Annotated in this window: 20 protein-coding genes; 14 read left to right on the forward strand and 6 right to left on the reverse strand. The window is 44.4% G+C overall.

Going from position 1 to position 26,035, the window contains the following annotated elements; genetic code table 11:
* The 3 genes from holB to ptsG all read left to right on the forward strand — a co-directional run bounded on the left by holB (nt 1) and on the right by ptsG (nt 3,651).
* Nucleotides 1-966, forward strand: a complete 966-nt coding sequence (holB, locus tag Q0852_RS03485; RefSeq protein WP_299013891.1) for a DNA polymerase III subunit delta' — start codon at nt 1-3, stop codon at nt 964-966.
* A 26-nt stretch (nt 967-992) separates the two neighbouring features.
* A complete protein-coding gene (locus Q0852_RS03490) occupies nt 993-1,769 on the forward strand; it encodes a TatD family hydrolase (protein WP_299013894.1) in 777 nt (258 codons plus the stop codon).
* 451 nt (nt 1,770-2,220) lie between these two features.
* On the forward strand, nt 2,221-3,651 hold the full coding sequence (gene ptsG / locus Q0852_RS03495; protein ID WP_299013897.1) for a PTS glucose transporter subunit IIBC: 1,431 nt from the start codon (nt 2,221-2,223) through the stop codon (nt 3,649-3,651).
* A gap of 62 nt (nt 3,652-3,713) precedes the next feature.
* On the opposite strand, the gene Q0852_RS03500 is transcribed toward ptsG, so the two are convergent.
* The 3 genes from Q0852_RS03500 to Q0852_RS03510 form a co-directional block, all read right to left on the reverse strand.
* Nucleotides 3,714-4,613, reverse strand: coding sequence for a lysine exporter LysO family protein (locus Q0852_RS03500; protein WP_299013900.1), 900 nt, complete (start codon nt 4,611-4,613; stop codon nt 3,714-3,716).
* A gap of 179 nt (nt 4,614-4,792) precedes the next feature.
* Nucleotides 4,793-5,713 (reverse strand): HDOD domain-containing protein, encoded by a 921-nt coding sequence (locus Q0852_RS03505; protein WP_299013903.1) that lies wholly within the window; start codon nt 5,711-5,713, stop codon nt 4,793-4,795.
* A gap of 100 nt (nt 5,714-5,813) precedes the next feature.
* Nucleotides 5,814-6,413: an LON peptidase substrate-binding domain-containing protein gene (locus Q0852_RS03510; protein WP_299013906.1), complete on the reverse strand. Its 600-nt coding sequence runs from the start codon at nt 6,411-6,413 to the stop codon at nt 5,814-5,816.
* Nucleotides 6,414-6,709: 296 nt separating this feature from the next.
* On the opposite strand from Q0852_RS03510, the gene Q0852_RS03515 reads away from it, so the two are divergent.
* On the forward strand, nt 6,710-7,300 hold the full coding sequence (locus tag Q0852_RS03515) for a TfoX/Sxy family DNA transformation protein (protein WP_299013909.1): 591 nt from the start codon (nt 6,710-6,712) through the stop codon (nt 7,298-7,300).
* Nucleotides 7,301-7,470: 170 nt separating this feature from the next.
* A complete protein-coding gene (gene dsdC, locus Q0852_RS03520; RefSeq protein ID WP_299013912.1) occupies nt 7,471-8,385 on the forward strand; it encodes a DNA-binding transcriptional regulator DsdC in 915 nt (304 codons plus the stop codon).
* 75 nt (nt 8,386-8,460) lie between these two features.
* Here the strand turns inward: dsdC and Q0852_RS03525 are convergent, their stop codons facing one another.
* The 3 genes from Q0852_RS03525 to Q0852_RS03535 form a co-directional block, all read right to left on the reverse strand.
* Nucleotides 8,461-9,006 carry a hypothetical protein gene (locus Q0852_RS03525; RefSeq protein ID WP_299013915.1) on the reverse strand — a complete coding sequence of 182 codons (546 nt, stop codon included), beginning with the start codon at nt 9,004-9,006 and terminating at the stop codon, nt 8,461-8,463.
* A gap of 429 nt (nt 9,007-9,435) precedes the next feature.
* A complete protein-coding gene (locus Q0852_RS03530) occupies nt 9,436-9,936 on the reverse strand; it encodes a response regulator (protein WP_299013918.1) in 501 nt (166 codons plus the stop codon).
* 10 nt (nt 9,937-9,946) lie between these two features.
* Entirely contained in the window at nt 9,947-11,869 is a 1,923-nt protein-coding gene (locus tag Q0852_RS03535) for an ATP-binding protein (RefSeq protein WP_299013921.1), read from the reverse strand.
* Nucleotides 11,870-12,037: 168 nt separating this feature from the next.
* Between Q0852_RS03535 and Q0852_RS03540 the strand changes: the two genes are divergently transcribed.
* From Q0852_RS03540 to ygjK, 9 genes are all read left to right on the forward strand, one after another.
* Nucleotides 12,038-13,348, forward strand: a complete 1,311-nt coding sequence (locus Q0852_RS03540) for a DUF945 family protein (RefSeq protein WP_299013924.1) — start codon at nt 12,038-12,040, stop codon at nt 13,346-13,348.
* A gap of 221 nt (nt 13,349-13,569) precedes the next feature.
* Nucleotides 13,570-13,986: a CBS domain-containing protein gene (locus tag Q0852_RS03545; protein WP_299013926.1), complete on the forward strand. Its 417-nt coding sequence runs from the start codon at nt 13,570-13,572 to the stop codon at nt 13,984-13,986.
* Between the two features lie 420 nt (nt 13,987-14,406).
* Nucleotides 14,407-15,822 (forward strand): SLC13 family permease, encoded by a 1,416-nt coding sequence (locus Q0852_RS03550; RefSeq protein ID WP_299013929.1) that lies wholly within the window; start codon nt 14,407-14,409, stop codon nt 15,820-15,822.
* Nucleotides 15,823-15,864: 42 nt separating this feature from the next.
* Nucleotides 15,865-17,190: an ATP-binding protein gene (locus Q0852_RS03555; protein ID WP_299013932.1), complete on the forward strand. Its 1,326-nt coding sequence runs from the start codon at nt 15,865-15,867 to the stop codon at nt 17,188-17,190.
* 9 nt (nt 17,191-17,199) lie between these two features.
* Nucleotides 17,200-17,673, forward strand: a complete 474-nt coding sequence (locus Q0852_RS03560) for a response regulator (protein WP_299013935.1) — start codon at nt 17,200-17,202, stop codon at nt 17,671-17,673.
* Nucleotides 17,674-17,905: 232 nt separating this feature from the next.
* Nucleotides 17,906-18,820, forward strand: coding sequence for a pseudouridine-5'-phosphate glycosidase (locus Q0852_RS03565; RefSeq protein WP_299013937.1), 915 nt, complete (start codon nt 17,906-17,908; stop codon nt 18,818-18,820).
* A 111-nt stretch (nt 18,821-18,931) separates the two neighbouring features.
* On the forward strand, nt 18,932-21,406 hold the full coding sequence (locus tag Q0852_RS03570; RefSeq protein WP_299013939.1) for a zinc/cadmium/mercury/lead-transporting ATPase: 2,475 nt from the start codon (nt 18,932-18,934) through the stop codon (nt 21,404-21,406).
* Nucleotides 21,407-21,723: 317 nt separating this feature from the next.
* Complete coding sequence (gene udp / locus Q0852_RS03575) at nt 21,724-22,491, forward strand: uridine phosphorylase (protein WP_299013941.1); 768 nt, start codon at nt 21,724-21,726, stop codon at nt 22,489-22,491.
* Nucleotides 22,492-23,446: 955 nt separating this feature from the next.
* The gene (gene ygjK, locus Q0852_RS03580; RefSeq protein ID WP_299013943.1) at nt 23,447-26,017 is read left to right on the forward strand and encodes an alpha-glucosidase; all 2,571 of its coding nucleotides are present in this window, start codon (nt 23,447-23,449) and stop codon (nt 26,015-26,017) included.
* Nucleotides 26,018-26,035: the final 18 nt, after the last annotated feature.

Below are 26,035 nucleotides of genomic sequence, written 5' to 3' on the forward strand. Positions count from 1 at the left end.
ATGCTATACCCATGGCTGCAAGCTTTGTGGCAAAACTGGCAGTTGCTTCTTGGTCAGGGACGCCTTCACCATGCGATTTTACTACTTGCCGCAAAAGGAAGCGGGCGAGAAGTGCTAGCTAAGCAACTGGCCCAGACTGTGCTATGTCAAAACTGTGATTCGGAACCTTGCGGGATGTGTCATAGCTGCCAGCTTTTTGCGGCGAAAACCCATCCTGATTTCCACTTTGTAGCGCCGTTACAAGAGGGTAAGCAGATTGGGGTAGATATCATACGCCAGTGCAATCGCTGGGCTGTTGAAACGTCCCAACTTGGTGGTCAGCGAGTCATTATGATCGATCATGCTGATGCTTTGGGTGAGGCTGCAGCAAATGCATTGTTAAAGACTTTGGAAGAGCCGCCATCGGGCTGTCAGTTTATTCTAACTGCGCAGTCGCTGGACAATATGTTGCCGACGATTAATAGTCGTTGTAATAAGTGGCGATTGTCTATGCCAAATGAGCAGGAAACAAGGCGCTGGGTTGAGAAACAAATAATGCAGACAACCAAGCTTGAGGCGGTGCGATTAAATAGCGGAGCTCCGCTGGCAACCTTGCAGTTTATTGAGCAGGGGCAAGATATTCGCCATGGTAAGCTTGTTGAAGTATTTTCCGCATTTGTTCAATCTCCGTTTTCCGGTATTTATGATGTGGCAGCCCTTTGTACCAGCGAAGGCAATATTAGCCTTAAGTGGCTGAGTTATTTTCTGGTTGATTGTATTAAGTGTCAGCAGGGAGTCAGTAGCTGTTTTGTTCATAGTGAATCTTTAGACAAGGTTCAGGCTGTTGCTGCTACGGCTAATCCGGCTGTGTTGCTTGCTCAGGTAAGGAAAGTCAACGAACTGTATCGTCAGCTGGAAACGCATTCTGGATTGAATGAAGAATTGTTAATTGTTGAGTGGTTGACTGGCTTTATCAACCATGGATGAAAATGAATTAAAGTGGGGAAATCGTAGTGTTAGTTGATTCACATTGTCACCTGGACAAATTGGATTATGAGAAAATGCATACAGGGATTGATGATGTGTTAGCCAAGGCAAAGGCTCGAGGGGTTGAATACTTTTTGTCTGTTGGTGTTACTTTGAAAAGTTTCCCAACCATGATGGAAATGATTCAGCCACATGAAAATGTATTTGCTTCTTGTGGTGTGCATCCATTGGATATTGAAGCTGGTTTTGATTTCGATAAATTAAGGGAGTTTGCGCAGCATGAGCGAGTGGTTGCTATCGGTGAAACTGGTTTGGATTATCATTATCAGCCAGAATTGGCTGGGCAACAGCAAGAAATCTTCCGCCAGCATATACGCTTAGCTGTGGAATTGAATAAGCCATTGATCATTCATACCCGTATGGCCCGCGAAGATACAATGAAGATTTTACGCGAGGAAGGGGCGGAGAAATGCGGTGGGGTTTTGCACTGCTTTACGGAAAGCCTGGAGATGGCGCAGGAAGCTATTGAACTTGGCTTTTATATTTCGATTTCTGGTATTGTAACATTTAACAAAGCAAGTGAGCTTAAGCATGTTGTAAGTAGTTTACCGCTTGAGCGTCTCTTGGTTGAGACTGATTCTCCTTATTTGGCACCAATTCCACACAGAGGTAAGCAAAATCAGCCTGCTTATGTTCGCGAAGTTGCTGAATATGTTGCCTTATTAAAAGGCGTTTCAGTTGAAGATGTAGAAAAAATTACCACAAACAATTTCTTTAAGCTTTTTTCGCGAGCAAAACGATAATTGAATAAAAAAGGAGCTAAGGCTCCTTTTTTATTGTTTGAATTTTCCCCATCCTGTTTTTGGTGTCACTTAATCGCCTTGTTTGGTTGGTATTTGTGCTAAATTACGCAAATGTAATTTCGTTACGTAAAGTAACTCATATTACATTGATGAAATAATGCTACATTGGGTGTGTTTGGTGTGATCTTTGTTTTTTTTCCAACAAAAACATAGGTTTAATCTGTGTTTGGTTGGTGGTTTTCAGTTTTTGTGACTGTGATCTATATTTAAATTTGAAATTTTATTTCATAGGTCATTGGTATTATTGATAGTCATCAAGTTATATTTATCACAGCATTTTATACTTAATGCCGAAATAAAAATAAAAGTGGTGCTAGCATTAATGACTACGGGGGTAGGTCGCTTGCACTGACTTGATATCTAATTAAAACATCTCACTCAGGAGCACAATATGTTTAAGAACCTTTTTGCTAACCTGCAGAAAGTCGGTAAGGCGCTTATGTTGCCTGTATCGGTTCTGCCGGTAGCAGGTATTCTGCTGGGGGTTGGTGCCGCTAACTTTAGCTGGTTGCCAGACGTTGTTTCTCAAATCATGGAACAAGCAGGTGGTTCTGTATTTGGCCAGATGCCTTTGCTATTTGCTGTAGGTGTTGCACTAGGCTTTACAAATAACGATGGTGTTGCCGGCCTGGCTGCAATCGTCGGTTATGGCATCATGGCGGCAACGCTTGCTGTTATGGCAAATGTAATGGGCGTCGACAAAATTGATACAGGTGTACTTGGTGGTATCCTTGTCGGTGGTGTGGCTGCTTGGGCTTTCAACCGTTTTTTCCGTATCCAGCTACCAGACTACTTGGGCTTCTTTGCTGGTAAGCGTTTCGTGCCAATTATGACTGGCTTCTGTGCCATCGCTCTGGGCGTTCTGCTTTCAGTTGTTTGGCCTCCAGTTGGTGCTGCAATCCAGGCATTCTCTGAGTGGGCTGCTCACCAGAACCCAACACTGGCATTCGGTATCTACGGTATCGTTGAACGTGCTTTGATTCCATTTGGTCTGCATCACGTTTGGAACGTTCCATTCTTCTTCGAAGCTGGTCAGTGTGTTAATGCTGCTGGCGAAGCGCGTACCGGTGTTCTAACTTGTTACTTAGAAGCTAATGAAGCGACTCGTCTTGCTGGTAACGGTTTTGGTCAGCTTGCTGGTGGTTACATGTTCAAGATGTACGGTCTGCCTGCTGCTGCGATTGCGATCTGGCACTCAGCGAAGCCTGAAAACCGCGCTAAAGTTGGTGGTATCATGCTTTCCGCCGCACTGACTTCGTTCCTGACCGGTATCACTGAACCAATCGAATTCTCATTCATGTTTGTTGCACCTGTGCTTTACGGAATCCACGCACTACTAGCGGGTTCTGCATTTGTGATGACTAACATGCTGGGCATGGTACACGGTACTTCTTTCTCTCACGGTTTCATTGACTTCGTTGTTCTTTCGGCGAACTCTCACAAGCTATGGTTGTTCCCATTCATGGGGCTGATTTACGCGATTATCTACTACGTGGTATTCCGCGCTGTGATCGCTAAGCTTGATCTGAAGACTCCTGGTCGTGAAGATGAGGAAGAAGCTGCAGCAGTTAGCGCTACCGGTTCTGAGCTTGCGAAAGAACTCGTAATGGCGTTTGGCGGCAAAGATAACATCACAGGCCTTGATGCATGTATCACTCGTCTACGTGTTGCTGTTGCAAGTGTTGATAAGGTTGATCAAGATAAACTGAAAAAACTTGGCGCAGCTGGTGTTGTTGTTGCTGGTGGTGGTGTTCAGGCTATCTTCGGTACTAAGTCTGACAACCTGAAATCTGATATGGATGAGTGGATCCGTAACAACTAATACGGTCCTACGATTCATTGAATAAAAAGGGAAGCTTCGGCTTCCCTTTTGTCGTTTAGGTATTACAACGAAAGAAAGAACAATATCAGAACAGGCACTAACAAGCTGAGGATAAAGCCGCTGACGATAGCGATTGGTACGCACCGGATCCCTCCGCTGTTTTGGATTATGGGAAGAGTGAAGTCCATCGCAGTTGCACCGGCGTAGCCTATGGCGGTACTTGGGTAGCGTCCGATTACTATGGGGATAATACTTAGGGCTACTAGTTCTCGAAGCAGTTCGTTAAGAAACGCAGCACCGCCAAACACAGGCCCAAGACTGTCACCGATTAAAATTCCCGTCAGTGAATACCAGCCAAAGCCGGAAGCCATTGCTAGGCCATGAGTTAACGGGATCCCAAGTAGCATCGCAGCAATGATCCCCCCTGGAAGCGAGGTCATTACGATCAACAGGGCAATCGTAATTCCTTTTCGGTTTAATAGAATTTGGCGTAATGTCATTCCGCTATTACGAAGTTGAATACCTATAAGAAATAGCAAGATCAGTAAAATGATTTCACTGGCTTTATCTACCCAACTGAGATCAAATCCAGATAAAAGGCCGACGATCAGTCCAGCGGTAACGACAAGGACTAATCTGACTGATTCCATTATCATTTTAAAAAACGGAAATTTGCGGTGATCCTGACTGGTATCCGTCGGCCAGATCTTATCTAAAAGTGGTAATGCTAATAGGTTACAAGCACTGATCGAGATAAAAAAAACTGATGTGTAGATCAGAATTTGACTAAGGTTTTTCCCCACATTATCGAGACCGGCCAGGCTCAATCCCATTAAGGCGAGTATAACGAGTACCAGGCGACTGGTTTGGGTATTAATAAAATCTACGACGGATTCCTTATCGACCGGGATCAGGTAACCGATCACCAGCGGCAGGAAGATATATAACATTCCTGAAAACATGTGCGTCCCTACGCTTGTATTTGGATAGTACGATGAAAAACTGTGTGGGTGTTTGTTGGTATAACCAATAAATTCAGTGAAAAAGCTGCCACTTGCTATTGCAACAGGCAGCTTATCAGCATCAATGAGAAGCGGTCAATATCTGCTCAGTTGATGCTGTGGTGATTTATTTGTGATCTTTAAAAGCCGCTGTTTTTGATAACGTTTCTAAGTTGATAATTAAATTCTGCTTCAGGCATATTGGTCAGTTCGTACATAACTTCAGCCCCGGCAAGATCCAATTCAACATGATGTTCATCAATGGCATCATCACTGTTTTTATATAACAAGAGATGGTTGGCCATGCGGGCGATATCAAGGTATGAGGTATTTAATCTTGTCCTGAAAGGCATCTCAGTGTTAGATGCGACTTCCAGGTAATCATCATCAAATCCCCAGTGCTTCAGAGTAAGCAGACTAGCTTCCTGGCAACAATGCTCAAAGACATATTGAGCGATATCAATGCTTAGGAAGTTACCGCTATCTAAGTAATTTTTGTACTCATTAACCAAGCTGAACAGGCCAATATCAGCAAACAGGCCAGCTAATAATGATTTTTCCGGCTCAATATCAATAGGCGTTTCATTGTAGTTGATTAAACCTTGGCTAATTAATGTCATGGTTGCAGCCAACTGTCGGGAACGGATTGCACTTTGATGCAGCAGCTCATTACAGTAAATACCAAAATTGCTTTCGCGTTTCAGATCTTCAATTGCACGTGCGGTAATGATATCCCGGACACGTAAGATCCCCAGCCTGCTGACCGCGGTTTGAATATCGTGGCATACCACATTGCAGCGGTTAAACATCATGGTATTAGAGATTTTCACAATGTAAGCCGTAGTTGCAGGGTCATCAAGCAAAACATTGGCGACATCGCGAATGGTAGTATCTTCTTCCTTGCAGAGTGCTTGAATCTTGGAGAGGACATCTGGAATAGGGGGAAGCGTAAGACGGTTCTGTTTTGCTGCATTTTTCACGAGCGAACAGAACTCAGATTCAAGTCCTTTTACAATTTTATCATTCTCTGGTTTGAGCCAAAAAAAAGAAACGTGTGCCATTACAATTACTAACTTGAAATCGAGAGGGACATTCTATCTTGTGCAACTGATGATAAACAGATATAGAGTGCAAAAAAATGCAAATAGTTATTACCTGCGTCTAGATAAGCTCCGTTGTAGGTATTTCGTTGTTATCCAGTAGTTTAAGTAAAAAGCGAATTGTTAGTTTGGTGTTCTCTTGGGTAATGAGCAGTTGTTTGTAATGGACTTCCAGAGGAAGTATTTCAAGCCAGCGCTGACAGACCCAAGTTATATCATTATAGGCAGGTGTGGGATATAAGGCGCCGATTTCTGGTAGCGTGGCGTAAAAGAGCTTTAATTTTTTAGACAGACAAGCGGTAGCGTTATCAATCGGCGCGGTATCCCATGTGGGATATGGTTCATATTTCGCGATCAGGAGGCCATTCTTAGCGATTTGTATCGATAGTAAGCGTATTTTTTGTTGTCCTTCAATAATGACGCTTAGCAGGCCACATTCGTCCGAATTGAAGTCGACAATGATCCCTTTCGTTGCGATAGCTGGGATCTTCTTTATTTCATCATGCTCTTCAGATTCATTTAACATGCATAGGGCGAAGTCCTGTTTTTCAGCAAGCGATTGTTTAATCATATGGATATATCGGTCTTCAGCAATGGTTACAGCTAACCTTCCTTGGGGAAGAAGATGCTTTGAAGATGGAAAGAGTGTGATCTCAGACATGATATACCCTCCACTTATAATTTATAACCATAGCCTCCACTGACAAGAATAACGATAATCAGGTGGCGAATCTCTAATCGGTTTTTGGGAGGTTTTACACAGAAAAAAATGGTCATTAATTGTCACTTTTCACTTTTTTTGCAACCCATAATATGCCTCAAATCTCAAATTCAAGTGCCAGTTGTTTCATATGTGGTAATTACGATTTTGTTGTGTCATTGTCAATTTGTTGACGCTTTTTTGTTTAGCGTTACTGGAGAGAAAACGACCACTAACGTTTTACGGAGGAATATGTTGTGCGATCGATTAAGGCTGACTTCTTTAATTTTCTTCGCGAATTTGGCAGTTATGATAAACGTTCGATGTTTGGAGGAACGGGGATCTTTATCAATAATGCCATGTACGCAATTTTAACTGATCAATCGATGTTCTTGCGCGGTGGTGAAGCCCTTGATCAACAACTGACTTCGCTTAATTGTAATAAGTTCAAGCACATAAAACGCAGTACTACAGCTGTTGTTAACTACTATGATGTAACTGAATTATTTTTGCATAACAAAGAATTGTGCAGTGAGCTCATTAAGGTATCCATTGAAGTTTCCCAGAAAGAAAAAGCTTATAAGTCATCGGTGCAGAGTAAGCGCTTACGTGATTTGCCTAATATGCGGTTGACTCTTGAACGTATGGTTAAAAAAGCCGGGGTACCTGACGTTAATAGTTTTATCACTTTGGGGGCGGCTGAAGTCTATCGTAAGGTCCGTCATTCTCATGGAAAGGATATTGACCTGAAGTTGTTATGGATGTTTGCTGGCGCAATTGATGGCTGTCATTGGTCTTTGCTGAAGGACGATCGGAAACAAGGGTTATTGCGTGCGATTGACGGGTAGGTATGCTCGTTAATTTTCGTGTTATTTTCATAGGCCACCTGTAGCGTGGTGGCTTTTTTGTGTTGTTTTCATTGAATATTTTCTGGTTACAATTTGGTATTGCTGCACTTTGCTTTCAATTGGGTATAAGATGGCGCTAATTCTTTGAGCCAACTGATTATTAACGCCACATGCGATTACCTAAACTGACTGGTTCTGTGCTTTCCGGGCTACATTGCTTTCTGATTGCCGCTGAGCAAATGAGTTTCACCCGCGCGGCAGAGATTTTATGCCTAACCCAAAGCGCTGTTAGCCATAAAATCAAAAACCTTGAAGAGAGCCTTGAAGTACAGCTGTTTATTCGCCAACCGAGAAAATTAACCCTTACCGAGGAGGGAAAGCGTCTTCAAACCGTTGTGGCTCAGAACTTCGGTGATATCGCTCATGAGATCAGGGACTTAAAAACTCTGGAATTGAGCGGCGATTTCAATGTGGCTGTTCCGCCAACATTTGCCCAGAGCTGGCTGTTGCCTCGCTTAAAGCGCTTCATTGATAAATACTCGGCTTTGCGTTTTCACCTTCGTACTCGTAATGAACTGGTTGACTTTCAGACGGAGTCATTCGATTGTGCGATATATTTTGGTCATGGTAAATACCCCGGACTCCATTCTGAAAAACTGATGGGGGAAAGTATGCTGCCTGTTTGTAGCCACGAGTATGCAGTAGTCCATGAGCTCTATAACAAGCCTGAAAAGCTGAGTGCATGTTTGTTGTTGCACGATGCTGCACCTTGGGCGAGGGCCGGTCGTAATGATGAATGGCAATATTGGGCTCAGCGTCATGATGTGGTGTTGCCTGAGGCGGGGTGTACGTTTGACCGTGCTGATTTGGCTCTCCAGGCAGCGGAGAAGGGGATTGGTGTGGCAATGGGACGTAAATCGTTTATTGCTGAAAAGCTGGAATCTGAACGGTTGGTAGCGCCTTTTGCAATGTCGGTGCAATCGCCTTTAAGTTACTACATTGTATGTCGGCGTGAAATCGCAATGTCGCCGCGAATAGAGGCGTTTATTAACTGGCTTAAGGCTGAAACGGAAGAGATGGTTTAAGCCGAAGTATTAGCTTGCCCCCCGGAAAAGAGGGGCAACAGCCCAGGATATTGGGATGTGTTAGCTTAGGTATCGTTAGAGCTTGAAGCGAGTTGTTAGCATGATTTGGTCATCGTAAACGTCATTTAGACGACCTTGAACACCAATAGAGAACAGCTCTGTAGAGTGGAAACGGCCGTAAATAGTACCAATTGTTTTTTCGTGACTATCAATGTTCAAGTGGCCGATTTGACCGCCAACTTCAAGCTGTGGACCTAACCACTGGCGTACACCGATGTTAACTTCCATACCCATCTTGCCGCCTGTACTATCAAATTCAGTTTTGTTCTTTGTATTTCGTAGCTTCAGCTCACCGGTAATATCTGCCCAGTTATTAACTGGTGCGTGGAAACCCATGCCTAGGCCAAGATCCCAGTCGCTGTTAAATTCAGTATCTGCGTGACCAAGGAAATGAGCATTCGGGTGAACTGACTTACTGAAGCCTGCACCATAGGTTAGAGGGCTAACACCAATACGCGCTTCAGCGTAATCGTAACTGAAGTTACTCATGGTTTGAGAGTTAGCATGAGCCGCTGAAATTGATGCCAGGATAAGGCCAGTGGCAAGAAGTGTTTTACGCATGAAAATTAGTCCGTGGAGCCTAAAATAATGCTTCATTTTAAAGGACAAAGAACATCAAGCATAGATTTTTCCGGTAGTATGTTGTTCTTTGGGTTGATATTAGAGTAAAAATGCAGCAAATCTCACAAAAAAACGTGATCTGAACCGCGATTACTGTGCTGCTAAGTCAATGTTTGGGGTATGGAATTCTTTCTCATAAATAGAGATGGCGGATTATTTGCCCAGGTGCCCAGGTGCTATTGATGATCACCACACCGTCTCATATATGCCCGAAACCACCGATATTAAGCATAAGCTGGTTTTCTTGGTTTTCTGGGAAGTGCAAGGTGATCACATTGTTCATAGATCACCTTTTCGGCTAACTTGCATTGTTTATGTGATGAAAATAACACTTAAAGTAACCCGAAAAGGTTTGTATGATAAATATTGTTAGATATCTGAAAGCGCCAACCGCTGTTTGTTGAGTGCTTCCATGATCCTTGCAGTGTCCAGTGCTCTTGCCCATGGCATGAGCTCTTTTTCGTTATCAATAATAAAGGTTGTGAGTTGGTCGATCACGATTTCCTTGAGTTGATCACCATCCCAAGGCTTCGATATATAGTAATCCAGACTTGCGTTATTGACGGCCTGGACAGTTTCTTCCAATCCTGCTTGCCCGGTGAGCAATACTCGCCGGCATTGGGTGGTTTCTGATTGTTGTTTCAATTCAATCAGGAAGTCGATACCGGTTTCACCGGGCATAATGTGATCGCATAGGATCAGGGCAAGCGGGATGTGGTCGGCAATAGTATCGGCGAGCACTTCCTTAGCTTCATCCACTGATTCGGCAGCTTCAATAATGAAGTACTCTTCGAGAGTGCTTAAGTCATGCAAAACACTATCGAGAACTTCCCTTTCATCATCTACACATAAGATGAGGTATTTGTTCATATAGCCTCCTTTAAAGCGGTAATGTCACTATCATCCTGGTGAAGCTGCTGGGCTCGGATTCAACCCGGAGCGTTCCGTCGTGCTGATGGATGATTTGCTGACAAACAGACAATCCTATGCCTAATCCAAAGTTGCCTTCACGTTTGGTGGTGTAGTTAAGTTCAAATATTTTCTGCTGTTGCTCTGGGGGGATCCCCTTACCGTTATCTTCAACAATCACATCCACTTTTTTCTGGTCTGAATCGGGAGTGAAGTGAGTTGAAATGTGTATTTCTCCTGGCTCTTCAATCGCATCGAGCGCATTGGAAATAAGGTTGGTCCATACTTGCTGTAATGCTATCGGTTGGCAGTTTACAGGCGGCAGGTCAGAATATTCTTTGGTGACATGGTGGCGTTTTAGCCGATTTTCGAAAATGACCAACGTATCTTCCAGTCCTTCGTGCAGGTCGACACAATGGATAGTTTCGTCGTCCTGTCGGGCATAGCTCTTCAGGCTTTTTACGAGATCGGCGATTCGCTGGGCACAGACATTGATTGAGCGAAGGAAGTTCCCCATCTGGTAATAGTTATCCCATTCCGCCATAACCGGTTTAAGCTGGTTTTTCTGCGGTAGCAACCATGTTTCGAGATGGTCGGGATCATCTATACCCATTTGTACCGCTTTTCGGGCTAGTTGCCGATCGTTGAGGACGGATTCTAGTTGTTTGGCCCGCTGGCGGGTTTCGGAGGTCGATAAAGGACGTGACTGCATTGCTTGCTGCAAAATGACGTTTCCCCGTGTTTGATTTTCATGGCCAAGCTGTGAATCGGTTAGTTTGCAGATTGTTTGTTTGAGAGTATCGCTGCCACGAAGGATCGCCGATACCGGATTGTTTAGCTCGTGGGCGACTCCGGCAACCAGTTGGCCTAATATTGCCATTTTTTCTTTTTCGATTAGCTGGTGGTATGCCTCGTCAAGGGACTTGAGGGTTTGCTGTAAACGCATTTCTGTCTGGATACTGCCTTGCAGGCGTCGGTTGAAGTTACGTAGCAGCAGGTTGGTAAAGAGTGGAAGAAGTTCGTTTCTGGAGTTCATTACTTTGTTAAACAGTTGCCGGTCGAGTTTAATGACGTTGGTTTGTCCTAGGGTTACACCTGTGGAAAACGACGGTTCTCCGGTGACAAACGACATACCGCCAACCAGATGTCCGGCTCCGACCCGGACAACCTCATGCTTGCAGCTGTGTTCATCTTTTTTGTACAGGGCTACTTCTCCATGGATGATAAACCACAGGAAGTCGTTGGATTGTCCTTCTTTGGTTAGCAGGTGGTTTTCACTGTAAGTGCGGCAGGCACGGTCTTCGTCGTTGCCATCAAAAAAATCATACAGCGCATCCGCAACCTGGCGGGCAAGGCTGGCATCATCAAGCTCATTGGTATTTTGGATAAACCCAGAGCGGAAGTTCGACATTTGTCGTTCGATATGGGCGTTGAGGATCCGACGGTGATCCAGTGCTTGACTATAACGAAGCCAGTCCTCGCCGGGATGTTTGAGGACGAAGGTTGTCAGCTCTTTCAGCAAAACTTGGTGAAGTTCTTTTTTGTTCCAGGGTTTTGTCAGGCAGTAGTGCAAACGGCCCTCGTTGACGGCTTGCATAATGGCATCAAGCTGAGGTTTGTCATTGAGTAGAATTGAGCGGGCGTGGTTGGTGACAGGGTATTGGTCGAGCTGGACCAGAAAGTCGACTCCGTTGTCGTTGCCTAGCTCGTTATCGCAAATCACCATGGCAACGGATTGGTTGCTTTCTTCGATAAATTGCAGGATGTCGAGTGCCTCTTCGATACTGTAAGCATTACAGATATCAAAAAGTGCAGCAAAGGGCGCCAGATCCTGGTTCAGGCGCTCGACAATGCCTGGATCGTCATCCAGACAGACAATGACAAAACTATTCACCCTCAGTTTCCTACTTATTGTTTGTGTTATTACTTAAAGTGTATAAGAAACCAGCAAAAGAGACTGAGATGCTGCTTACAAACCTTTGTTATAAATAGAGGTTGTACAACGACGGTTAGGACTGGTGTGTTAAACTGTCTTTTTCACTCTTGGAGATTGGGATACATAATGTTGAAACAAATTGGGGCTGTTGGTGGTGCTGTAGCTATTGCACTGTGCTGGCCATTTGCGACAGGACAGATTGGTGAGCAAATTTATCTGGATACGGTTGGCAAATACGAAAACCCTTATCTGACTATCAGCAGTGAAAGCTACGATCGCGGTTACCTGAATTCAGATGCCGTATCCCGTATCGAGATCAAGGACGAGTGGAAACCGGTTTTTGATAATGAGGGACTACCAACCGTATGGCAGGTACGACATAAGGTTAAGCACGGTTTTATGGGGGTGACCTCGTCAAGTGAACTTGTATTGGATGATGAACTCAAGCCAGTTGCAGACAGGTTATGGGGAGAAGGTGTCGCGCCTGTTAGTTTTACGTCTTCGACAGCTTTGAGCGGCAAGACGGACTTCAATATTACGATGAATCCGCTGAAGTATAAAAATGAGGAAGGAGCACAGGCTGATATAAAGGCGTTTGTGCTGGAAGGAACTGTTGATGCCAAAGGTGCTGGTGAGTTCAGCTATCATTTACCGCAGGCTTCAATAACTACAACGGCTAATGAAGCCATGAATATGACGGATCTGCGAGGCAATGGCAAAGGGATGCTTGATGGGCAGTTCTGGATCGGAAGTCAGGATGTTTCCCTGCAACATGTCAGCTTCCAGGATTTGGCCAGTGATCAAAGTGTAGAGGTCGATAATGTAGTATTGGCAATGAACAATGTGCTGTCTCAGCCTGATTCGAAGTCAGGCCAGCAGGTCGATCTGCACCTGACCAATACCAATACGATGCGCATTGATAAAATTGTGTCATTGGACGGACGAGAATATCGTGATTTTTATTTCAAGGTGGCGTTTTCTGATCTGAACTATCCGGCAATTAGCCGGTTGGGCAATATGGCCGAAGATATCGATGATCAGATGACACAAGCGCAGGCAGAAGAAGCCGCTTTGGCGCTTGATTTGCTGGTAGCTAAGGGGCTGAAATTCTCTATTGATGACCTGAGCATAGTGACACCGGAAGGCAATGTGAAAAGTAATGTCAACATGGTGGTTGCCCCAGGCATTGCCCGAGCATCAGAAAATATGGCTCAGGTTGCAGAAAAATTGACTGGTGAAATTAATTTGATTTTGCCAATTAAGCTGGTTGAAGCTGATCCTGCGTTGCATGAAAAAGCGACCATGATGGAGCAGAACGATGTGATTGAGAAGGATGAACAAAACTATTCGCTTCATATGCAGATTGAAGGTGACAAGATTATCTTGGCATCTGGTGATCAGTTACCGTTGGCAATGTTACTGATGTTGTTTATGTAAATCGGTTTAAAAAATTAACTCTCAAAGCCCGCTCATTCAGTAGCGGGTTTTTTGTATCACGAACAGAACACTCAGGGTTAATAGAACATATCTATTGATGAAATTGCTTATTCCTATTTAGTAATTTGTAATAAATGGGCGACACTTAACTTAACGGCAACAGGTATAAAAAGATGAAATAGCCTGTATTTCTAGCATAAACAATCAGTTGAGGGGGATGCATGGAGTCGTTAAAAGTAAAAGATTACATGAATGCGCGGCCGGTAACTTTTGACCCTAAGATGTCATTATCTCAGGCTCTGGATAAGTTATTGACTGCCAAGCAAATCGGCGGGCCGGTAATCGATGAAAACCGTAAGGTCGTTGGTTTCTTGTCCGAACAAGATATGATCCACAAGTTACTGAAAGTGGGTTATCACTGTCAGGATACCCATAATGTCGGCGAGTGTATGCGTCAGGATGTACTAACGGTAGCGCCGGATGATTCGATTATTGAACTGGCTGACACTATGTCAGGCCAAAAACCTAAAATTTATCCGGTGGTGGATAATGGTCAGTTAATCGGAGTGATTACACGGCGGGATGTTCTTACCGCTATCAGTAATCAAATTGGTGATTGTTTTAAGCATCCGGTCTGATTGATTTATTCACAAGCTAAGATCTATTAAATTTCATCATCACTATCTGTTATGGGGAAATTAGCTTATGTGTATTTGGTGTAGGAAAGGCGCTTGTTGCGTCTTTCTTTTTATCAGTTAAGAAAAATTATTTATAATTCACTTGTTTAGTGATCTAATTCGAAGAACCCTTTTCTACTTTCCTGCACAATATATCCTGCAAAAGAGCTGTATATCCAAACTACTTCAATCTCCGGAAATGATATGACCGTGAGAGTTTAGCTGGAAGTGGTTTGGTTATATATCTGCCCGTAGTAAACCGCCTGCCGGCAGGTGCTCATGCTTGTTGTAACTTCTTCCGATTAATTCATTTCCATATAAATAAAGGAGGAATACAGGCATGAGGGGGACAGTTTTTTGTTTTAAGGGAATATCCACAATATGCGTCACTTCATCAAGTACATCATACCTATCCTGATACCACTTCTGGTCTTAATTCTGCCTGCATCGGCTTTTCCTGTTGAAGGGCTGACTATTATTCAGCAACGCGTTATTACTATTTTTCTTCTTGCTGCCCTGTGCTGGGTGCTGGAACCTATTCCAATCTACGCCACTTCAGTTGTTATTATTGTGCTGGAATTAATGCTGTTATCGGACAAGGGCCTGTACTTGTTTCGGGGAGCAGAAGGGCAACCCCATTTGGGCAAGTTGCTGACTTACAGCGATATTATGGCCACCTTTGCCAGCCCCATTATTATGTTGTTTCTCGGCGGATTTTTCCTTGCAATGGCGGCTACCAAATATCGTTTAGACGTTAACCTTGCCCGTGTATTACTTAAGCCGTTCGGTACTCAACCAAAGAATGTGATGTTTGGCCTGATGCTGATTACTGCTATTTTTTCCATGTTTATGTCGAATACGGCGACAACGGCAATGATGTTGTCGATTCTTGCTCCGGTAATTGCCCTGTTTGGCAGTAAAGACCCTGGGAAGATTGCTTTTGCGTTATGTATTCCGGTTGCGGCGAATATCGGTGGAATAGGTACACCAATTGGAACACCACCCAATGCAATTGCATTGAAATACCTGACCGGAGAAAACATGATCACTTTTGGCGAGTGGATGTTCTTCGGTGTTCCTTTTGTAGCGGTTCTTTTGGTGTTTGCCTGGGTATTGATTAATGTGATCTATCCGGCCAAGCAGGAAAAAATCGAGCTAACCATTAAGGGTAAATTCCTGAAAACGCCGAAGGCTATCACGGTATACATCACTTTTGCCCTGACGATTATTCTGTGGTTGATGGGTTCGTCTCACGGCATGAATTCATATACCGTTGCTCTTATCCCGGTCGCGGTTTTTTCTTTAACCGGCATTATCAACAAGGAAGACTTGAAGAAGATTTCCTGGGATGTGCTGTGGTTGGTTTCTGGCGGTATTGCGTTGGGTTTAGCGTTAGATCAAACCGGACTCGCTCGCCTGGTGGTGCACAGTATTCCGTTTGATAGTTATTCCCCGTATGTGGTGCTAGCTGGTTCGGCGTTGTTGTGTTTGGTGATGGCTAATTTCATGTCTCATACCGCAACGGCTAACCTGCTGATGCCTATCATGGCTGCGCTGGGTACTTCAATGGCGACGCTGGTTCCACTCGGCGGTGAAATTACTTTGATTTTGGTTGTTACTTTTGCAGCGTCCCTTGGCATGTCACTTCCAATCAGTACTCCGCCGAATGCCTTGGCTCATGCAACAGGCCATGTCGAGAGTAATCAAATGGCCCGTCTCGGGGTGATCATCGGATTGGTAGGTGTGGCGCTGAGCTTTGTGATGATCTGGGCTTTGCACATGATTGATCATATTTAATGTCGGTATGAACCAAAACAGCGATTGGTTTACGGAGAACACATGTATCAACCGAAAACGCTAGAGCGCATCATTGATGTTTATTTTCGGAAGCTAAACCGCGTAATCTCGGTGAAGGCAGGGACGCAGGTTTTAAAGCAAGATGGCTTCAACGATAAGTTGTACTGGGTGAAAAAAGGGGAGCTTTACGGCTACCTGAAAAATGAAAGTAATAGCCTGACAACCAGAGTTTTTCGGGTTAAGCCGGGGATGTTCTTCGGTGTGCACAGTTTTTTCTCCCGTACGCTGGTGGCATCAACCACAGTGATTGCTGAGACGGACAGTGAGCTGGCATGGATTGATCTGGATACGAAGGTTGTCGAGCCGGAGAGCTATGGATCGCTTAGTGAGCAGTTTATGCCAGTGATGATGCATGAATTGGCGCAGCGTCAGGTGCTGGCCGGGATGCAGGCTTTTGAGAAAGAAAAAGCTCTGCAGAAACTTTATGTTGCCGAGCAGATGACAACATTGGGCCAGCTGGCCGCCGGTATCGCGCATGAGCTGAATAATGCCGTCGGGGTACTGAGCAGCAAAACGGAAGGGGTGCAGAGTGAAATTTGTCGTTTTTTGCAGGAAAGTAAGCCTGAAGTCAGTCATTTTCTTGAGTTAGGGATCAGTGATGGACAGTCGGTTCCGTCCTCAGAAGTGCGAAAAAGAGCGCGGGAGTTGCAGGAGTTACATGGGCTTGAACGAGAGCAGGCCAGACAGTTGGCACGGGCGCAACCTAAGGGGGAAGTCCCGACATCCTGGCTTGAAAACTTGGAAGAAGCATTGCAGTACTGGGATTTAGGACGAGATCTGCATGATATGCGTCTGGCGTCGAAGCATGCCACCAGTATTGTCCGCTCGGTAAAGCAACTGGGAGGCACAGATCATTTTCGTCAGCCTGATATTGATATTAATGACACAATCAATAAGTCGCTGTCATTGTTACAGAGCAGTCTTCGCCGGATCAATGTCGTACTGCGTCCAGCTGTACTGCCTGCAATTTCTGCCAGTTCGACGGAGTTGGTACAGGTTTGGGTGAATATTATCAAGAACGCCTGCGATGCAATGGAAGATATGTCAGATCCGCAGCTAGAGATTATCACCCGACATTCAAAGAACAGGTTGCTTGTTACCATCAGCAATAATGGGCCGATGATAGATGAAGTGACCCGGAGAAAGATTTTTCAGCCCAACTTCACTACCAAGAAAGGTGGACTGTCGTTTGGTTTAGGGCTGGGGCTGGCAATTGTCCAGCGTATTGTGCACAGCTATGGTGGCACAATTGCTCTTAAGAGCGATCCGGAGAAAACAAAATTTCGAATCAAATTGCCAATCGCGTGAGGGATGGTTATGGAAAAGCTAAATGTCATCTGTGTAGATGATCAGAGGGAAGTATTGAGCGCGGTACTTAAGGATCTGGCACCGCTGAACGATTTTTTTAACGTTGAAGATTGTGAATCGGCAGACGAGGCATTGGAGTTGATCGATGAGCTGGATGCCGAAGGGGAGTATATTGCACTGGTGATCTCGGATCATGTCATGCCGGGTAAAACAGGCGTTGAATTACTGACGGATATTTCGCAGGACCCGCGTTTTACCCAGACGAAGAAAGTATTGTTGACCGGTCAGGCTACTCACCAAGATACGATAGAGGCTATTAACCGCGCGCGTATCGAGAGTTATTTTGAAAAACCGTGGAAAGCTGAAGCCTTACTTACAACGGCACGTAGCCTGATCACTGAATATATATTCGATTCGGGATTGGACTATCAGACATGGGCGGACATTTTGGATAACAGTGTTGTTTTCCGACGTCTCCGTTAGTTTAGTTATGTAGACATCACTCATGAATGATATGCAAGGAAAGGCGTTTCCTTGCATTTGTCTCTGCGTGTTCTTTTTTTGTATTTTATTATTAGCCTCAAACTCAATGCTCTTTCCTGCTCACCTGCTCATTCAGGGACACACCCTAGTTACATTTTTTAGAGCGAATTTGCTCGGATTGCAATGGGTTACTAGTATCCAATCAATACTGAATTATTCCTAAGGTATCGGTATGTTGGAAAAATATCTGGATATTCATCCTGAAGTACAAAAAGCATTGCAGGCTGGGAAGCCGGTTGTTGCGCTTGAATCGACCATTATTACACACGGTATGCCTTATCCGCAGAATCTTGAAACAGCACTGAAAGTTGAGCAAATTGTCCGTACTAGCGGCGTAATACCGGCAACAATGGCGATTTTGCATGGGCGTTTAAAAGTTGGTCTGGCCCCTGAGGAAATTGAATACCTGGCTAAACTTGGCAGAGATGTTGTAAAGACTAGTCGGCGGGATATTCCGTTTATGATTGCGATGCAGTCTGATGGGGCGACAACCGTTGCTGCAACCATGATATTGGCAAGTATTGCCGGAATAAGGGTGTTCTCAACCGGCGGTATTGGTGGAGTTCATCGAGCTGCACCAGAAACGTTTGATATTTCAGCTGATCTGCAAGAGCTGGCAAAAACAGATGTTGCGGTGGTGTGTGCTGGCGTGAAATCGGTACTTGATATTGGTTTGACCCTTGAGTATCTGGAGACGCAAGGCGTGCCTGTTGTGGGATACCAAACCAGCCGGCTGCCGGCATTTTATACCCGAGATAGCGGCTATGGTGTTGATTACCAGCTTGATTCTCCGGAAGAAATTGCTCAGGTTATGAAAGTGAAGTGGGAGATGGGACTAAAGGGCGGCATTGTGGTCGCCAATCCGGTCCCTGAGGACTACTCAATGGATAAGAGCCTCATGGACGAGGTGATCGCAGAGGCTATTATTGAAATGGAGCAAGCAGGAGTGACAGGTAAAGAAACGACACCGTTACTGCTGGCTAAAGTTGCCGAAAAATCAGCTGGCGAGAGTCTGAATTCGAACATTGCCTTAGTCTTCAATAATGCCAGGCTAGCGGCGCAGATAGCAATCAGTTATGCAAAGTGAATGTGTGAGGGGAAAATCTATTATTGCTTAATATTACCTATTGACCTTAGAGTCGACTCCAAGGTTTATAGTTATTGCAAATGGTAAATAATCGCATATAGGAGAGTAACCATGTGTGCTCAATGCAATAACAAGAAACCGCATATTCATACCGTTCAACCAATAGCCGTTGGTGCCAGCTCGGTACGCGTCGAACAAGGTGCTACTGAAGTATGCACCTGTGCGGTGGGGGCTGCTGAAGTCTGTAGTTCTGATTCAGAAAGTGGTGGTGATCCAGGTGCTGACGACGAACCCGCTGGACGAAAACCAAGTTTTACTATAGAAGCATTAGCCGGAGAGCTGGGCAAGCCTGCGATGCATTCTTTATCCTCGGCAAAATTAGAACAATTTTCTAAATCACCTTGTTGTACATCTAGCAGCGGCTCTGCCACTGTCAATGAACTCGATGAGTTGGCAATAGAAAAAGAGCTTATTCAAACATCAAATAGTCATACCTTAAGTTGGAAAATCCAGAATATGGATTGTCCGAGTTGTGCCCGCAAACTCGAAACGGCGTTATCCGGTATTGAAGGACTGAAAACAGCCAAAGTTCTGTTCGCGACACAAAAATTGGTCGTAACTGGTAACAGTAAAAACTTCGCCACTAAAATTGAAGAAAAAGCGAAAGAGACTGGTTTCCCATTGGTATCAACCCGCATTAAAGCGACAGAAGCAGAGCCAAAGCAAACACTTAAACCGTACTTACCAGTGATCATGATTGCAGTCATGATGCTGGTTTCGTTATTGATTGATCGCAGTTCTGAAACGTACGGAATCATTGCATTTACAGCAACCACGTTGCTGGGGCTGATTCCGATCGTAAAAAGAGCCATTAGCCTTGGTAAGTCTGGTACACCGTTTTCTATTGAAACTCTGATGTCCGTTGCGGCTATTGGAGCCTTGTACCTGGGCGAAACCGCCGAGGCAGCCATGGTATTACTGTTGTTTTTGATTGGTGAACAGCTCGAAGGTTACGCTTCTGCTCGTGCTCGTAGCGGCGTTAAAGCCTTGATGGATCTTGTTCCCGAGCAAGCTTTGGTTATTCGTCCTGATGGTTCCAGGGTAAAAGTAGCGGCCGAGGAGCTGAGAAAAGAGGATGTAATAGAAGTTGCCCCGGGCGGACGTCTGCCTGCCGATGCGATTTTAGCGGATACCTCTGCCAGTTTCGATGAAAGTGCGCTGACCGGTGAGTCTGTGCCTGTTGAGCGTCTGCGAGGCGAGCAGGTAATGGCGGGATCGTTAGTGACAGATAAGCTTGTACGCCTGACGATTGTCTCCGAACAAGGTGATAATGCTATCGATCGGATCCTTCACCTGATAGAAGATGCTGAATCTCGTAAAGCGCCTCTGGAGCGGTTTATTGACCGCTTCAGCCGATGGTATACCCCGGCCATGATTGTGCTGGCCGCGTTGGTAATTGTGATTCCACCGCTGATGTTTGGTCAGGCATGGAGTGAATGGATTTATAAAGGATTGACGTTACTCCTGATTGCCTGCCCTTGTGCTCTTGTTATTTCAATACCGGCTGCGATTACTTCGGGGCTGGCAGCGGGGGCACATCGTGGTGCTTTGATTAAAGGTGGTGCTGCGCTTGAACAACTAGGGCATATAGAAACAGTGGCTTTTGATAAAACCGGGACCCTGACCCAGGGTAAGCCTGTGATGACAGATATCATCAGCTGGGATGGCGATGAAGATAAGTTGCTACATCAGGCCGCAGCTGTCGAGGACGGTTCATTGCATCCGTTGGCTCAGGCCGTGGTTAAGGCAGCTGAGGCGCGGGGATTACCTCCGCTCGTGGCTGATGAGCGTGAGGCTCTGCCCGGACGAGGGATTCAGGGGGTAATCGATGGTGATACTGTATTGTTGGCTGCCGCAGACCGCTTACCTGAAGCTATAAAGCTGACGGACGCGCAGCAGGTTGAGGTGGAACTGCTAGAAGGTGAAGGTAAGACGTTGGTGGTCGCGGTGCGTAATGGTCAGCCCGTTGGTCTGATTGCGTGGCGGGATAATCTGCGTGATGACACTCGAGATGCCATTAAGAATCTTAAAGCTATGGGGATTCATTCGGTTATGTTGACTGGTGATAATCCGCGTGCTGCTGCTGCAATCGCTAAAGAGATCGATATTGATTTCCGTGCCGGCCTGTTACCAGCCGATAAGGTAACAGAAGTTGAGCGGGCTAATCTGAACGCGAAGGTCGCTATGGTTGGTGATGGGATTAATGATGCGCCAGCGATGAAAACGGCGTCAATCGGCATTGCTATGGGGGGAGGTACGGATGTTGCGCTTGAAACTGCTGATGCAGCGTTGACTCATAATCGGATCTCAGAGCTTCCCGTGATGATTGCTTTGTCACGAGCGACCTTGACCAACATTCGCCAGAATATCTTTTTGGCGCTGGGCCTCAAAGGTGTCTTCCTTGTTACCACACTGCTTGGACTGACTGGGTTGTGGGTAGCGGTATTAGCCGATAGCGGGGCAACAGCATTAGTTACATTGAATGCATTGAGGTTATTACGATTTGGAGTCAAAACTGAATCATAATTGTCTTTAAACGCTAAAATAATCAAAAAGCATCACTATCAGTGATGCTTTTTTAATGCGCATGATTTTGTGATATAGCGCATAGGTAACCGTTTTTATGTGATCTGTGTATCTTTTTTTTGAGAAATGAAATTGCGGGTATTTCTCATGTTGTGATTCTAATCACTAAAACATGAAGATCTATCAGCTATTGTTATCTGGCGTTTTGATAATGCTTTCATTGAGAGCATTGCCAAAACAATGACTTATTTTTGACAAATAACCGCAGCCCTCAAGCGCCCCCTTATTTAGCGGTAAAGTATAAAAAGGATATGACTATGTCTGACAACGCAGTATTCCACCTAGGTGTAACAAAAGAAGATCTAAACGGTGCCGAACTGGCCATTATCCCAGGTGATCCAGCTCGTGTTGAAAAGATCGCAAACCTAATGGAAAACCCAGAATTTCTAGCCAGCGCTCGTGAATACACTGTTTACCGTGCGAAACTGGATGGTAAATCTGTTGTTGTTTGTTCAACTGGTATCGGTGGCCCGTCAACGTCTATTGCTGTTGAAGAGCTAGCGCAACTGGGTGTTCGTACTTTCCTACGTGTTGGTACAACTGGTGCGATCCAGCCACATATTAATGTTGGTGATATGATCGTAACTACGGGTTCTGTTCGTCTTGACGGTGCTAGCCTGCACTTTGCTCCAATGGAGTTCCCAGCAGTAGCGGATTTCAGTGTAGCAACAGCAATGAAAGCGGCATGTGATGCTGATGGCGCAACAGTACACACAGGTGTAACTGCATCAAGCGATACTTTCTACCCAGGTCAGGAGCGTTACGATACGTTCTCTGGTCGTGTAGTTCGTCGTTTCCAAGGTTCTATGGATGAGTGGCAGCAAATGGGCGTGCTTAACTTCGAAATGGAATCAGCAACTCTGCTAACGATGTGTGCAAGTTCTGGCCTACGTGCAGGTTGTGTAGCTGGTGTTATCATCAACCGTACTCAGAAAGAGATCCCAGATCACGCGACTCTGAAAGAAACTGAAAAGCGTTCTATCAAGGTGGTAGTTGACGCAGCTCGCCGCATGTTGGCTGAGTAACTTCAATCCCTTGTTATTTAATATGATAACTGCGTTGGAAGTGCTCATTGATAGTCATCAACTGCGTGCTTCCGCCTTGTTCTTGAATTAAATTCCTACGGGCTTGAGTGTAATAGATTACAGAGAACCGGCGTATCGCGCCGGTTTTTTTATTGCCTCAATCTCTTCATCAGAATGCTCATTTATGTTTATAAACTCCGGGTTCCACTTTCGGCCTTGAGGCAAATGCCTGCGTGCTAGCAGTTAGCGGTAATGATTACAAAGCAGATGCTCAGGCATCGATTTTTCCATTATTATTTCCTCAATAATTTAGATAATGAGTGCCTATTCACGGGATATTTTGCATGCTTTTATTCATGTGCAGGACTAAATTTAATTTTGATATTAGCTTAATTCTAAATAAGTGTCGTATTCATTTTATAAATATTCATTACAAGGCGTTTAACCATGTGAATGAAGTGATTTCATCTATGTTTCTGTTACTTAAGAGAGTTATCTGAAACTTAGTTAACCAAACTATTTAATACATGTGTGCTCCAAGTTTGTTTTTAAATAAATATATTGAAATGCAGGCGTGTGAAGTGTGATTTTCTGTCAAGTTATCTTCTCAAACTTAGTTGTATGGTCTTTGTTTTTGTAACAAAGAAAAGGAATATAAAACCTGGTTAATATCAATAGGATTTAATATCAAACATGTAAAGTTTCAACTTTAGTGTGATGTTGAGTCAAATAAAGTATCATTCTCAATGAATAACATTCGATTTTTTCATTGGTTTTATTCAATTGATGGTTGATAATTGAGTCATCAAAATAATAAATAGTGATAAAGGTCTATTTTACTTTGTTTCCATCTTTATATTATTTCCCTGTCATTAAAGCCTTACTTTCAATGCACTGAATAATAAATCACCGTGAGAATAAATAAACACGGAATATATAATAACGGGGAACAGAAATGCATTTTCATAAATCATTATTAGCCATTATGGTTGGCTCTGCTATCGCTCTGTCCGGATGTAATAGCAGTAGTAATAATACTGATGGCAAACAGGTTGATATTCCGACACCACCGTCCAGCAACTTTATTAACGTGATTGATCGCACTGGTAATCCAGAATACCTGCGTGATTATGATAAATATGACAACTTGAAGTTTAATGCTTTTGTCGATAACGGTGCCTGGCATGGTCATCTTTTGCCCGCGGATGCCAAAGGTTATGGTTCCTTTGGCGGAATCATGCAGGTAACTCAGGAGTATGCCCACTTCATGTCGGGCCAGGAGTTCGATAAGTTACATTTGCTTGATAAGAAAACGGGCAAGCAGATTGATTTATCGTCAGCTCAAGCCAATATCTACAGTACACCCGGGGCCTTGGTTCAGGTTCTCAAAACTGATTTGGTTAATGTTCAGATGGTGTTGCGTTTTGTTACAGACAGAACTTCACTGGTCGAAACTCAAATCACAAACCTGACTGATCAGAATATGGAGCTTGAATTAACCTGGGATGGTGAACTTTTACAGAAAGCAATTTCAAGTAAAGGTTATGAAAGTAAATCTGTTGATGAGATATATCCGGCATACAATCGTCAGATAAGCTCAATAGATAATGGTATTAAAATTAGTTTTGATGATATGAAAAACAACTATGCAATACGAAACGATGCTGACGCTGAATTTAGAGTTGTTCGTTCAATTGATACGGATATCATTACTAATGAAACATCATTTAAGTCGATAGGCTATAAAAATATAGCATCGAAGAAAACAGAGATAATTTATACGACGTACTCTAATCTGCATAATTCAAAAGAAGTGCAGAATGAGGCAATAAAAGTTACCGATATTTTAGCGTACCCCCATAAATATATGGAACAAGCTCAGACTCGCTGGGGTTCCTATATAGCAAAAGGTATGTCGAACAATCAGGCAACACCTGAGCAGGAGCGCGTGGGTGTAAAAGCTATGATGACCTTAAATGGTAACTGGCGATCAGCTGCCGGAGATATTAAGCAAGCGACAGTTACACCTTCTGTTACCGCTCGTTGGTTCTCAGGAAACCTGACCTGGCCTTGGGATACCTGGAAGCAAGCTTATGCAATGGCGCATTTCAATCCTGATGTAGCGATGGATAATATTCGCACAGTATTCCAGAACCAAATACAGGAAACGGATCCAATTCGACCTCAGGATAAAGGGTATTTGTTGGATGTTGTTTCTTACACAGCACCTGATTCTCGTGGTGGGGCGGGGTCTGAAAATTGGAATGAGCGCAATACCAAACCGTCCTTGGCTGCATGGTCAGTGATGGAAGTTTATAACGCATTGAAAAAAGAGTTTGATCGTCCTGAAGATGCCCAGAAGTGGATAGATGAAATGTATCCTAAATTGGTGGCCTATCATGACTGGTGGCTGAGGAACCGTGATCATAATGGTAACGGTGTTCCTGAATATGGTGCCGCAGTTGACTCTGCGCATAATACAGATGATGGTCATATGTATGTGTGGGTTAAAACCACTGATGATCTTACAGCCCGCTTTGGTGACGATGTTTTAATAAAAGAGGGTGATTGGTACAAAGTACAGGGCGTCGCTAACTACAATAAGATCCTTGATGATGTTACCTATCAGGAACTAAGTGTCGGTGCACAGGTTGCTGCTGGCTGGGAATCGGGAATGGATAATGCTGCTCGATTTGGTTTTATTTCTTCCGAACAGCTCAACGCGTATGCTGAAAAACATTATTCCGGCGATGTTGAACAAGCGAGAAAAGACTGGGAAGTACGTTTTGCAGAGAACCGCTCTGATGATGATAAGTTGTTAGGTTTTTCTATGTTACAGGAGTCGGTAGACCAGGCTTCTTATATGTACTCTGATAATAAGTATCTGGCAGAATTGGCCGGGCTGGTATCTGCTGGTACAGAAGGAAAAGAGCGTGGAGAGAAATTCCTCGATGGGGCGCAAAAGATCAAGGATTACATCAACACCTGTATGTTTGATTCGGGATCTAATTTCTATTACGACATTCATATCAATGTTGAAGCAGACGGTACCACACCAAAACCTTTAGCAAATAGCTGTGCCGGATTACCGATTATTCAGCGAGGTCGTGGGCCTGAAGGGTGGGGACCGTTGTTTAACGGAGCGGCAACTCAGGAGCTGGCGGATAAAGTTGTGGCAACCATGCTGGATCAAAATGAGTTTAATACCGCGGCGAAGTATCAGGGAGAGGGAATATCCTTACCAACGGCTTCGCAGTCAAATCCAGCTTATGATGCTGATATTTATTGGCGAGGAAGAGTATGGCTTGATCAGTTCTATTTTGGTGTGCGGGCGATGGAACAATACGGCTATGGTGCCGAAGCGGTACAAATGGCTAATGAGCTTTTCACCAATGCAGAAGGTATGACCGGAGACGGTGCTATCCGCGAGAACTACAATCCTGAAACAGGGGCTGTACAGGGGGCGACCAACTTTTCCTGGAGCTCGGCCCATATGTATATGCTTTACCGTGAGTTCTTCAAATAAGGCTTTGTACCTTTAATT

The sequence above is a fragment of the uncultured Photobacterium sp. genome (genome assembly GCF_947502415.1).
GTDB lineage: Bacteria > Pseudomonadota > Gammaproteobacteria > Enterobacterales > Vibrionaceae > Photobacterium.